Origin of the sequence: Streptomyces sp. NPDC052036 (assembly GCF_040680495.1) — a bacterium.
In the GTDB taxonomy this organism is placed as follows: Bacteria; Actinomycetota; Actinomycetes; order Streptomycetales; family Streptomycetaceae; genus Streptomyces.
Window position 1 is genome coordinate 131757 of the sequence record NZ_JBFAWW010000006.1, and the last position, 12409, is coordinate 144165.

The following is a 12409-nucleotide window of genomic DNA, read 5'->3' on the forward strand; positions in this document are numbered from 1 at the left end:
CCAACCCCCGTCAGTTGCTCTGCCGTTGCCGTTCCATTGATCCGTTCGAGAGCTGTGCGCTTCCGTACGATCGCCACACACCGCTCTCCGCTCTCCATCCGCCCACCCACCCGTCGGCCGCCCAACCGCCGGTCTCCGCCCGCCCTCAGCGGCCACCTCCTCCCAGGAGCCCGCCCGCAAGTCCGATCACCACGGGCAGCACCCCGACCGCGATGAAGGCAGGCAGGAAGCACAGCCCCACCGGGGCGGTGACCAGGACACCCGCCCGACGCGCGCGAGCTGTCGCGGCACGGCCCCACTCGGCACGGGCCTCCGTCGCGAGGCGCCCGACCGACGCGGCCGTCGGTACGCCGGAGTCACCCGTCCGTTCCAGGAGCCGGGCCAGTGCTGCGGCACCGGGGAAGGAGCCGAGCCGCCGCCAGGCGTCGGCCGGTTCACCGCCCAGCCGCATCTCGGCCGCACCCCGCTCCAGCCGCTCCCCGACCGGCCCCCGCACCGCCTGACCCACGGCCTGAGCGGCCGCGACAGGACCCGCACCGGCCGCGATGCACGCCGCCAGCAGATCGGCCGCCAGCGGCAGTTGGCGGGCCGCCACACCGGTGTCGTAGTCCTGGGCGAGGCGGTCGCGCTCCTGCCGGGCACGCCATCGCACCACGCCCACCCCGGCGACCAGTCCGACCGCCGCCCCGCCCAGCCCTCCGATGAGCAGCCAGCCGGCACACAACGCCCCCAGGACCGGCAGCCACCGTCGCGGGGCGCCCCGCAGCAGCCGCAGTCTGATACCCCACCGTTCAGGGAGTGCGCCGCCCGCCCGTCCCCCTGGCTCCCCCCGCCCCTCGGGCGCGTCGTCCCGGATCAGCAGCGCACTCAGCCGCCGCCGCGCCCTCCGCTCGCGCCGTGTGATGGCGAGGAGCCACACCGACCACCCCAGCGCCGGGATCCCACCCAGTACCCACAGGCTGTGGACAACTCCGGCGCTCATGCCGCTTCCGCCCCTCGCACGATCCGCAACGCCCACCACAACCCCGCGACCTCCAGCACGCCGCCGGTCACGAGACAGGCCAGTCCGGCGCCGGTGTGCAACAGCACGTGCAGCGGGTGGGCGCCGAGTGCGGTGCCCAGCAGCAGGCCGAGGACGGGCAGCCCCGCGAGCAGGACCGCCGTCGACCGGGCGCCCGCCAGCTGAGCCTGTAGATCGGCGCGTTGGTCGCGCTCGGCGCGCAGGGCCGCCTCCAGCCGGTCGAGCCCGGCCGCCAGGCCCGCACCCCGGTCCACGGCCACCCGCCAGCAGGCCGCGAGCCCCGACAGGCCGTCGGCCCCCGGCTGCCGTGCCGCGACGGCGAGCGCACCCGGCACATCCCCACCGAACCGGGCCGCCGCCAGCACCGCCGCGTGGGCCTCGCCGAGCCCGCCCGAGTCGAGCGCGGCCCGCAGCAGCGCCTCACCCGGCTGGCGCCCCGCACGCACCTCCTCGGCGAGCGACGCGCACAGCGCGATCACGGCCTCACCGCGGCCGTCCCGCACCCGTCGCGCCTCCCGCGCCAGTCGCACCCTGCGCAGGACGGGCACGCCCACGGCCCCCACCAGCAGGGGCAGCACGGACGCGCCGAGCACCGCGACAAGCGCGCCCACGGCAAACGACCACCATTCGGCCGTCAGTCTCCGCACCCGGCCGAGGATCCGCTTCCAGGGCGGCGGGCCCACCCCCGCTGCCGCGCCACCATCCGCGAACAGCAGCCGGGCGCGGTGCGCCCCCGCGTTCGAGCCGCTCATCATCCAGGCCGCCACCCCGGCGCACACCAGTCCCGCACCGACCGACATCTGACCGATCCCCATCACAACCACACACTCCCGTCGCCTTCATCGCCCACATCACTCGCGTCACTTCCGCCACTTGCACCGTTTTCACCCCTTCCATCACTTCTCTCATCGCTTCCGTCGCTCCCGTTCCGCAGCAGGTCCCGCAACCGCTCCCACCCCCGTTCGCGCATAAATGCCTCCGGACCCCACCGCAACGCCGGCACCGTCATCACCAGCCCCGACGCGTCCCGCTCCAGCACATGCACCTCCGCGATCCGACGGCGTCCTGTCCGGTCGCGCACGAGGTGGAGGACCACCGACAGGGCGGCCGCCAGCTGGCTGTGCAGCGCGGCCCGGTCCAGGCCCGCGGCGGTGCCGAGCGCCTCCAGCCGAGCAGGCACCTGCGCCGCCGCATTCGCATGGAGCGTCCCGCAGCCGCCCTCGTGCCCCGTGTTCAGCGCGGCCAGCAGGGACACCACCTCGGGGCCCCGCACTTCTCCGACGACCAGCCGGTCGGGTCTCATCCGCAGCGCCTGCCGCACCAGGTCCTGGAGCTCGACGAGGCCCACGCCCTCCTGGTTCGCCGGCCGGCCCTCCAGGCGGACCACATGCGGATGGTCCGGGCGCAGCTCCGCCGAGTCCTCGGCCAGCACGATGCGCTCCGCCGGTCCCACCACACCCAGCAGCGCGCTGAGGAGTGTGGTCTTGCCGGATCCGGTGCCTCCGCTGATCACATAGGAGAGCCGGGCGGCGATCAGCGCTCGCAGCACCCGGTCCCCGCCCGGGGGCACCGTCCCGGCCGCCACCAACTCATCCAGGGTGAACGCCCGTGGCCGTACCACGCGCAGGGAGAGACAGGTGCAGCCGACTGCGACCGGGGGCAGCACCGCATGCAGCCGAGTGCCGTCCGGCAGCCGGGCGTCGACCCACGGTCTGGCGTCGTCGAGACGTCGCCCCGCCACGGCGGCCAGCCGCTGCGCGAGGCGCCGTACGGCCGCCGGGTCCGGAAAGGACACCGCCGTCAGTTCCAGTCCGCCGCCCCGGTCCACCCACACCCGGTCGGGCTCCGATACCAGGACATCGGTCACGGACGGGTCGGCGAGCAACGGCTCCAGGGGGCCGCTGCCGACCAGTTCGGAACGCAATTGCCGGGCCGCGCCCAGCACCTCCGCGTCCCCCAGCACCCGTCCCTGCTCGCGCAGGGCCTGGGCCACGCGCGCGGGAGTCGGTTCGGCCCCGCTCTCCACCAGCCACTGACGCACACCGTCCAGCAGCCGTGCGCGTTCATCGATGCCGTCCGCACGCACCGCCCCCGGACCCGCCCGGGACTCGAGCGCCGCGCCGCGGTCCGCCTCCATCCCGGCGTCCGAACCCTGCGCCCTCGCGTCCCAGCCCCGCGCCGCACCATCCCAACCCGTGCTCATGGTCAGTCACCCGCCTCGGTCAGCGCACGCTCCCAGAACGCCGCGCAGAACCGGGCGAGCGGCCCCCGCACCGCTCCCCCGGGCGGCACGGAACCGTCCTGGGGCGGTGGTTCGTAAGGCACTTCGCCGAGCAGCGGAAGTCCCAGCAGCCGCGCCACCTCACGGTGGTCGAGCCCCGGCGCATAGGGCCCCCGGACCGCGACCCTCAGGTCGCCCAGCACCATGCCGACGGCCGACGCCACCCGCTGCGCGGCCGCGATGGCGCGTAACTCGGCAGGGATCACCAGTAACCCGACGTCCACCTGGGCGAGTACTTCGGCGGTCCCCTCGTCGACGCGGCGCGGTAGGTCGACGACGACCGTGCCGCCGCGTCGCCGCGCGGCGGCGAGGACCGCCCGGACCGCCTGGGGCGGGACGGACACGGTGTCGCCGCGGTCCCAGCTCAGCACCCGCAGAGCGTGCAGTTCGGGCAGTGACTCCTCCAGGGCGCCCCCGCCGACCCGTCCACGGGAGGCGGCGAACGCCGGCCAGCGCAGCCCTGCCGTGGCCTCCCCGCCGAGGAGTACGTCGAGTCCGCCGCCCAACGGATCCGCGTCCACGAGCAACGTGCGCCTCCCCTCGCGTGCGGAGGTGACGGCCAGAGCGCAGGCGAGCGTGGACGCACCGGCACCGCCACGGCCGCCGATCACGCCGACGGTGAGCGCCGGACGGCGGGCCCCTTCGACCACGTCGGCAATGCGGTCGACCAGCCATTGCTCACCGTCGGGCAGCATCAGGACGTGGTCGGCGCCGATCTCAAAGGCGCGCCGCCAGACCCCGGAATCGTCCTGATCCCGCCCAACCAGCACCACGCCACGCCTGCGGGCGGCCCCGTGCACGCGCCGCACCGCGTCGTCGCCGACGATGACGAGCGGCGCCGCCTCCCAGCCGCCCCGGCGCGCCGGGATCCCTGGATGGACCTCCGGTCTGGCGCCCGCTGCCGCGCACAGACGCAGCAGGTCGTCGAGGAGTTCGGGGTCCTCGGTGACGATCAGCGGACCGCTCCGCCGCTGATCGGCGGCGTCCGGCCTGTCGTGTGTGATGGCTCCGCTCACGATCTCCAGCCCCCTTCGCTGCTTCTTCCGCGCTTCTCGCGCGCTTCTTCCGCTTCGGCGCTTCTTCCGCTTCCGCGCCTCTTCCGTCCGGTCCGCGGGGACCACCCGGGCCCCGCGCTTCCCGCTCGTGTGAAGAACCGGCAACCGGCTTCCATATGAGCGGTCGATACGAACCGGCCATGCGCACGCGGCAAACCGGAACCGGCCATGAACTCGCCGTCGGCGGGACGCGTTGGAATCACGGTGCAGCGATCCCGGAAATCATGTGGATCTTGGTCGATAACTGTGGACAACCCAGTGATTGTGAATATCGCCTTCACTCCGCCGGTGAGGGTGGTTGAGGGCCTGGGCAGCTTCCACAGAGCAGCACAGCGGCTACAGAAAGTGACTGATGGAAAGCGTGTCGAAGCCGCGGCCACGAGACGGGCTCAGTGGCCCGGGGCCGGACTTCGCAGCGGAAAAACCCACCCGGACATGCGACGACCCCCGCCGGGGGGGAGAGCGGGGGTCGTCCCCACGGCCGACTCGGGGGGGGAGGAGTCGGACCGGGTTAGCACGGTCGCGAACGATCCGTGACTTCCATGGTGTACCCGAGAGCCCTCTCAGGCAAACCCACACGCCCCACCTTACGCCGAATGGTGGGCCCCTATGCTCTGGCCCGTGGAAAACCACTCCCTGCCCCGCACAGCGGCCTTCTTTGACCTGGACAAGACGGTCATTGCGAAGTCGAGCACGCTCACCTTCAGCAAGTCCTTCTATCAAGGCGGTCTGATCAACCGCAGGGCCGCGTTGCGCACCGCGTACACCCAGTTCGTGTTCCTCGTCGGCGGCGCCGACCACGATCAGATGGAACGGATGCGTGAGTATCTGTCCGCACTGTGCCGCGGCTGGAACGTCCAGCAGGTCAAGGAGATCGTCGCCGAGACACTCCATGAACTGATCGACCCGATCATCTACGACGAGGCCGCCTCCCTCATCGAGGAGCACCACACCGCCGGGCGCGATGTCGTGATCGTGTCCGCGTCGGGCGTCGAGGTGGTCGAACCGATCGGCGAGCTGCTCGGCGCGGACCGTGTCGTAGCCACCCGTATGGTCGTGGGCGACGACGGCTGCTTCACGGGCGAGGTGGAGTACTACGCCTACGGGCCGACGAAAGCAGAGGCGGTCAAGGAGCTCGCCGAGTCCGAGGGCTACGACCTCTCGCGCTGCTTCGCCTACAGCGACTCCGCGACCGATCTGCCGATGCTGGAGGCGGTCGGCCATCCGCACGCCGTGAACCCGGACCGGACCCTGCGGCGCGAGGCACTCGCGCGCGGGTGGCCGATTCTGGACTTCCACCGCCCGGTCCGGCTGAAGCAGCGGCTGCCCGTACCGCCGCGTCCGGCCCTCCTCGCGGTCGCGGCGATAGGCGCAGCCGCGGCCACCGCTGGGCTCGTGTGGTACGCGAGCAGACGCCGCGCACCGGCCATATGAGCCCCGAGACCGGCCTTACGAGCCCCCGGGCCCGGTCCCCGCACCGGCCGCCGGAGCCCCGCCGACGCCGCGTAAGAGCCCCCACCGACGCCGCATGACCCCCGGCGCGCGCACGGAACGCCAGATCAGCGCCCGATTCACACCTCTTTGAACCGAAAAGTAAAGAACTGTGGCGAAGGGGTTCCGCTCATCCCGGCCCAGGTAGTACAAAGGGTTTAGCGGCCCGCGAGACCAAAGGAAACAATCCGAAGGGATCGCCGTTAAACACGAAATTGGCCCCACGGACCCAGCATGAACATCGAGCACCCACGCGACGTCGACCCGTCGATTACGGGCCAGCCGCACCAGGCACGGGCAGCAGTTCCCGGCCTGATGGGCACATATCGAGGACGCTTGGTAACCCGGTGAGCATGCCAGCGGCGGTACGAGCACTCGTACCGCCGCAACCACGCAACAGGCCCTCGGCCAGGGCCTGTTCCCTTGTCCGGGGTTCGCCCGCCCAGAGCTACGCCGCCCCGCGCTGCAGCGCCTCGCAGACCGCGGTCGACTCGCGGACCCCCAGCTCGACGGCCTTTCCGCAGTGGGCGATCCATGCCGCCATGCCCTCCGGGGTCCCTGACGCATAGCCGTCCAGCGCGGCGACGTAGGCCGCGCGGCCCAGTTCCGCATGGCCGACCTCCGCCGAGCAGATCGCCTTGGGGTCGAGACCGCTACCCACGAGGACGATGCGCTGGGCCGCGCGCGCGACCAGGCCGTTGCGGGAGCCGAAGGGGCGCAGGGCGAGCAGTTCGCCGTGCACCACGGCCGCCGTCACCAGCGCGGGAGCCGCACTGCCCGCGATGATCAGCCGGGAGAGCCCCTCCAGACGGCCGGAGACCTCCTCGGCACCCGGCAGCGGCAGCTCCACCAGCGGCTCGTCGACCGACTCCCCCTGCCGGCGGGGACGCCCCACTCGGGGGTCGGACTCCGCGGCCGCCACCAGGTGCAGCCGGGCCAGCACACGCAGGGGCGACTGCCGCCAGATCGACAGCAGCTGTCCCGCCTCGGCGGTCAGCCTGAGGGCCGCACCGACCGTCCGAGCCTCGTCGTCACCGCTGAAATCGGTGCGCCGGCGCACTTCCTCCAGAGCCCAGTCGGCCCCGGAGAGCGCCGCCGAGCCGCGCGCACCTCGCAACGCCGCCTCGGAGGTGATCTCGTTGCTGCGCCGTCGCATGACCCGGTGACCGTAGACCCGGTCCACAGCCTTGCGCACGGACTCCACGGACTCGACCACGCCGGGCAGCGCCGCCAGGACGGCGAGCGGATCGGCGGTCGCACCTGTCGTACTCATGAGTACGACACTACGCACCCGCGCACTCCCTCCTTCGATGGAGTGGTCTTCTTCACGATGGTTGCGACGCACAGCAACCACACCACTACCCTTGGTGAACATGAAAATTGCTTTCGTCGGGAAGGGCGGCAGCGGCAAGACGACCCTGTCGTCCCTGTTCATTCGCCACCTCGCCGCCGCCGGAGCACCCGTCGTCGCGATCGACGCGGACATCAACCAGCACCTTGCGGCCGCCCTGGGCCTGGACGAGGACAAGGCCTCGGCCCTGCCGGCCATGGGGGAACGGCTTCGGCTGATCAAGGACTACCTCCGGGGCAGCAACCGGCGGATCGCCTCCGCCGAGACGATGATCAAGACCACTCCTCCCGGCGAAGGGTCACGGCTGCTGCGGGTGCGGGAGAACAACCCGGTGTACGACGCCTGCGCGCGCACGGTGGAACTCGACGGCGACGCCGTCCGTTTGATGGTCACCGGCCCCTTCACGGACGCCGACCTGGGGGTCGCCTGCTACCACTCCAAGACAGGAGCGGTGGAGCTGTGTCTGAACCATCTGCTGGACGGCCGCGACGAGTACGTGGTGGTCGACATGACGGCAGGCTCGGACTCCTTCGCCTCCGGCATGTTCACCCGCTTCGACATCACGTTCCTAGTCGCCGAGCCGACCCGGAAGGGGGTCTCCGTCTATCGCCAGTACAAGGAGTACGCCCGCGACTTCGGGGTCGTCCTGAAGGTCGTCGGCAACAAGGTGCAGGGCCAGGACGACATCGACTTCCTCCGCGCCGAGGTCGGTGACGACCTGCTCGTGACGGTCGGGCACTCGGACTGGGTGCGCTCCATGGAGAAGGGCCGCCCGCCCCGGTTCGAGTTCCTGGAGGATGCGAACCGGCGCTCCCTGCGCGTTCTCCAGGTCGCCGCCGACGCCACGTACGAGCTGCGGGACTGGGAGCGGTACACCCGCCAGATGGTGCACTTCCACCTGCGGAACGCGACCAGTTGGGGCAACGAACGCACGGGGGCCGACCTGGCGGCCCAGATCGACCCCGCGTTCGTCCTCAGGGAGGGCCTGGTCGCCGCCGTGTGAACAACGGCGCCCGGCCTCGCCGACTCCGGCGGCCCGGACGCGTCCGTCACCCCGGCAGGGGCGACCGGCTCCGCAGGTCAGTGGCCGCCCCCTGCCGACGGTTTGATCGGCGGCGCTCCCGGGACCCCCTTGGGTTCCGGGGCGGGGTGGGCCGCCAGGAAGGACTCCCAGCCCTCATCGGGGGCCTGACCCACCTTCAGCGTGCTCAGCTTCCGCAGGACCTGCGGGTCCTGTGCGTCCAGCCAGTCGGCGAGCTGATGGAAGGAGACACAACGCACCTCGGGCAGGGCGCAAACGCGCTCGACGACCTCCTCGACGGCACGCATGTAGGTGCCGCCGTTCCAGATCTCGAAGTGGTTGCCGACGACCATGGGGGCCCGGTTTCCGTCGTACGCGCGCCGGAAGCCCTGAAGCAGGCCGTCGCGCAACTGGTCGCCCCACTCCCCGAACTTGTCGGGATCGCCCTGGGTCCGGGTGCCCGACTGGTCGGTCATGAAGTTGTAGTCCATCGTCAACTGCTCATAGGAGTGCCCGGGGAAGGGCACGAGCTGCATCGAAAGGTCCCACAGGCCTTCCTTCTTGCTGGGCCAGACCTGCTTGTCGATGCCGGAGGTGTCGTAGCGGAAGCCCAGGTCCCGCGCCGCCTTCACAAAGTTCGTCCGCCCCTCCAGGCAGGGCGTGCGGCCGCCGATGAGCTCCTTGTCGTAGTCGAAGGGCAGCGGTGGCTCGCTCTTCAGGGCCGCATTGGTCTTCCAGGACTTCACGAACGACTTCGCCTGGGCGACCTCGTCCTTCCACTCCTCGACCGACCACCGGCCGACCCCGCCGTCGTTGCCGCAGAAGTGGCCATTGAAGTGAGTGCCGATCTCGTTGCCCTCCAGCCATGCGAGGCGCAGCTGCTCGACGGTGTCCCGGATTCCCTTCTCATCGTTGAAGCCGATGTCCGAGCTGCCCGGGGAGTGCTGAGGCGGCCGGTACTGGTCGCGTTTCTCCTCCGGGAGCATGTACACACCGCTCAGGAAGTACGTCATCGTCGCGTTGTTGGCCTTGGCGACCTTGCGGAAGTGCGAGAACAGCTTGCGGCTGTCCTCGCCGGCCCCGTCCCAGGAGAAGACCACGAACTGCGGGGGCCGCTGACCGGGCTTCAGTCGCTGGGGCCGAGGCAGATGCGGCTGCATACCGGTGTACGCGGTGGACCCGTCACCGATCAGACGGACCGCGCTCCCCGGCGCCGGCGCACCGGGAGCCTTGCTCGCACCCTGTCCGGAAGCAGTCGTTCCGGTCGAGCAACCGGCAAACGCGGTGGCACAGGCCGCGGCCACTGCGACGCCCGCGCCGATCCTCTGGGTGGCGGCCATCCTCCGCCCACCTTCTTCCTTCAGTCGGGGGCACGCCGATCAGTCGTGCAATGCGGCGGCAGCCCGCCTCCACACGCAGCCCGGCCAAGGTCGCATGGGCCGTCAGAGGAATTTGTATGACAAGCCGATGAAATTGCCACTTCACTCCGCCGGGTGACTTATTGACCTATTTGCTCGGATATCAGATACGTTTCCTTTACTTCGCATTACGATCCATTTACCGACTGTTGAAGCATCCCGCCGCTGTACGCCGTGACCCACGGCCGCGCCCCGACCCCGGCCCGTCGGCCGGGGACCACCCATTCCGCGACCGCGCCACCCCGGAGGAGACGGGAACATGTCCGCCTGCGTCCCCACCCGCGCCGCCGACTCGACTCGGACGAAGCGCGTGCACCAGCCTCACAGCCCCCCGCCGTCCCGGCCCCGCCGCTTCCGCATCGCGGGTGCCGATCTGTCGGCCTCCATCGCGGTCTTCCTGATCGCCCTCCCCTTGTCCCTCGGCATCGCCCTCGCCACCGGGGCCCCGCTCCAGTCCGGCCTCGTCGCCGCCGCCGTCGGCGGACTCGTCGCCGGCCGGCTCGGCGGCTCCCCGCTCCAGGTCAGCGGCCCCGCCGCCGGGCTCACCGTGGTCACCGCCGACCTCATCCACCGCTATGGATGGCGTACGACCTGCGCCATCACCGTCCTCGCCGGCCTCGCCCAACTGGGCCTCGGCTGCCTGCGTGTGGCGCGTACGGCGCTCGCGGTCAGTCCCGCGATCGTGCACGGCATGCTCGCGGGCATCGGCGTCACCATCGCCGTCGCCCAGCTGCACATCGTGCTCGGGGGCACCCCGCACAGCGCCGTCCTCGACAACCTGCGCGCGCTGCCCGCCCAGCTGGCCCGCGTTCATCCGGCCGCCGTCTCGGTCAGCGTGCTGACCCTGACCCTGCTGCTCGTCTGGCCACGGCTGCCCGGACGGACCGGACAACTCCTCCGCAGAGTCCCGGCCGCGCTCGTCGCCGTCACCGGGGCGACCGCCGTCGCCTGGCTGGCCGGGCTCCCGCTGCCCAGGGTCGACCTGCCGTCCTGGCACAGCCACGCCCTGGCCGGGCTTCCCGAGGGTTCCGCCCCCGGCCTCGCCGCCGCCGTTCTGACCACCACGCTGGTGTGCAGTGTGCAGTCGCTGCTCGGCGCCGTCGCCGTGGACAAGCTGGCCGCGGGGCGCAATCCGCACCCGGGCCGCTCGGACCTGGACCGCGAGCTGCTCGGACAGGGCGCGGCGAACGTCGTCTCAGGAGCACTCGGCGGACTGCCGCTCGCGGGCGTCGCCGTGAGAAGTTCGGCGAATGTCCGCGCCGGCGCCGTCAGCCGGAACTCCACGATGCTGCACGGCGTTTGGGTAGTAGTGGCCGCGCTGCTGCTCCTCCCGGTGCTCGAGCTGATCCCCCTCGCCTCGCTCGCCGCACTGGTGATGGCCGTCGGCATCCAGATGGTGTCGCTGCACCACATCCGCACGGTCACCCGCCACCGAGAAGTGCTGGTCTACGCCGTCACCACACTCGGCGTCGCCCTCCTGGGCGTCCTGCAGGGTGTGATCCTGGGCGTCGCCGTGGCCGTCGCGGTGGCCCTGCACCGCCTCACCCGCACCCGTATCACCCATGAGGACAAGAAGGGAGTCCATCACGTACGAGTCCGAGGACAGCTGACCTTCCTCGCGGTGCCCCGGCTCAGCCGGACGCTGCACCTGGTGCCCGCCGGGACGGATGCCGTCGTGGAGCTGGACGGATCGTTCATGGACCACGCGGCCTACGAGTCCCTGCAGGACTGGCAACGGACTCACCGGGCGCAGGGCGGCACGGTGGTCCTCACCGGCCGGGCAGGCAACCCGGTCACGGTCCCCGCCCTGGACGCCCCCGCGCTCCGGGAAAGCCAGGAGCCCGCGGAGGCGTCCGCGTGCCGGTGCCGGCCCTGGACACCATGGCGCAACCACCAGTGCGAGCGGCCCCCGACCGCACCGCCCGGCGACCGTCCGGGTGGGCCGGCCGACGGGTCCGGGCCGAGCGGGCAGCAACTCGCGCGGGGCATCAGCGCCTTCCAGCGGAACACCGCACCGTTGGTGCGGGGCGAGCTGGCCCGGCTGGCGCGTGAGGGACAGCGGCCGTCGCAGCTCTTCCTGACCTGCGCCGACTCGCGGCTCGTCACATCGATGATCACCTCCAGCGGTCCGGGCGACCTGTTCGTCGTCCGTAACGTCGGCAACCTCGTGCCGCTGCCCGGCGCGGAGCGCGGGGACGACTCGGTCGCGGCCGCCATCGAGTACGCGGTGGACGTCCTGAAGGTGCGCTCCATCACGGTGTGCGGGCACTCCGGCTGCGGCGCGATGCAGGCGCTCCTCGCCTCGGAACCGGGGGCTGCGCAAACCCCGCTCGAGCGATGGCTGCGCCATGGCGTGCCCAGTCTGGAGCGGATGTCCGACGAGGAGCGGCCCTGGGCCCGGATCGCCGGGCGGGAGCCGGCCGACGCGGTGGAGCAGCTGTGCCTGACCAATGTGGTGCAGCAGCTGGAACACCTGAGAGCGCACGACTCGGTGGCCCGGGCCCTCGGCGAGGGCGCGCTCGAACTGCAGGGCATGTACTTCCACGTGGGCGAGACCCAGGCGTATCTGCTCGCCGCGTCCCTGGAGGGCGACGTCTTCGCACGGGTGGGCGCGGCCAGGGAGGCGCCCAGCCCGGCATGAGACCGGGGTGGTGCGGTCCGGGCCGGAGCCCCGGGCCGCACCACCACGCCCGCGCCGGGCGAACCGGGACGGCGTGGACCACATGGGCTGGGGCAGACCTGGAGGCCACACACGCACGACAGGTCTAAAC

Annotated in this window: 9 protein-coding genes; 3 read left to right on the forward strand and 6 right to left on the reverse strand. The window is 71.7% G+C overall.

The window, feature by feature from the left end; genetic code table 11:
- Positions 1–145: 145 nt before the first annotated feature.
- From AB0L95_RS11840 to ssd, 4 genes are read right to left on the reverse strand one after another with little or no spacing between them, the layout of a single operon-like run.
- A complete protein-coding gene (locus AB0L95_RS11840) occupies positions 146–982 on the reverse strand; it encodes a type II secretion system F family protein (RefSeq protein ID WP_365160721.1) in 837 nt (278 codons plus the stop codon).
- On the reverse strand, positions 979–1836 hold the full coding sequence (locus AB0L95_RS11845; RefSeq protein ID WP_365160724.1) for a type II secretion system F family protein: 858 nt from the start codon (positions 1834–1836) through the stop codon (positions 979–981). Before AB0L95_RS11845 ends, AB0L95_RS11840 begins: the two co-directional genes overlap by 4 nt.
- Positions 1836–3224, reverse strand: coding sequence for a TadA family conjugal transfer-associated ATPase (locus AB0L95_RS11850; RefSeq protein WP_365160726.1), 1389 nt, complete (start codon positions 3222–3224; stop codon positions 1836–1838). Before AB0L95_RS11850 ends, AB0L95_RS11845 begins: the two co-directional genes overlap by 1 nt.
- 2 nt (positions 3225–3226) lie before the next feature.
- The gene (gene ssd, locus AB0L95_RS11855) at positions 3227–4318 is read right to left on the reverse strand and encodes a septum site-determining protein Ssd (RefSeq protein ID WP_365160729.1); all 1092 of its coding nucleotides are present in this window, start codon (positions 4316–4318) and stop codon (positions 3227–3229) included.
- Positions 4319–4966: 648 nt separating this feature from the next.
- On the opposite strand from ssd, the gene AB0L95_RS11860 reads away from it, so the two are divergent.
- Positions 4967–5791: an HAD-IB family hydrolase gene (locus tag AB0L95_RS11860; protein WP_365160732.1), complete on the forward strand. Its 825-nt coding sequence runs from the start codon at positions 4967–4969 to the stop codon at positions 5789–5791.
- Positions 5792–6296: 505 nt separating this feature from the next.
- Here the strand turns inward: AB0L95_RS11860 and AB0L95_RS11865 are convergent.
- Entirely contained in the window at positions 6297–7121 is an 825-nt protein-coding gene (locus AB0L95_RS11865) for an oxidoreductase (protein ID WP_365160734.1), read from the reverse strand.
- 100 nt (positions 7122–7221) lie between these two features.
- Here AB0L95_RS11865 and AB0L95_RS11870 point away from each other — a divergent pair, with 100 nt between their 5' ends.
- Positions 7222–8202 (forward strand): ATP-binding protein, encoded by a 981-nt coding sequence (locus AB0L95_RS11870; RefSeq protein WP_365160737.1) that lies wholly within the window; start codon positions 7222–7224, stop codon positions 8200–8202.
- 77 nt (positions 8203–8279) lie between these two features.
- Here the strand turns inward: AB0L95_RS11870 and AB0L95_RS11875 are convergent, their stop codons facing one another.
- Positions 8280–9560, reverse strand: coding sequence for a hypothetical protein (locus AB0L95_RS11875; protein ID WP_365160740.1), 1281 nt, complete (start codon positions 9558–9560; stop codon positions 8280–8282).
- 337 nt (positions 9561–9897) lie between these two features.
- Between AB0L95_RS11875 and AB0L95_RS11880 the strand changes: the two genes are divergently transcribed.
- The gene (locus AB0L95_RS11880; protein ID WP_365160743.1) at positions 9898–12279 is read left to right on the forward strand and encodes a SulP family inorganic anion transporter; all 2382 of its coding nucleotides are present in this window, start codon (positions 9898–9900) and stop codon (positions 12277–12279) included.
- Positions 12280–12409: the final 130 nt, after the last annotated feature.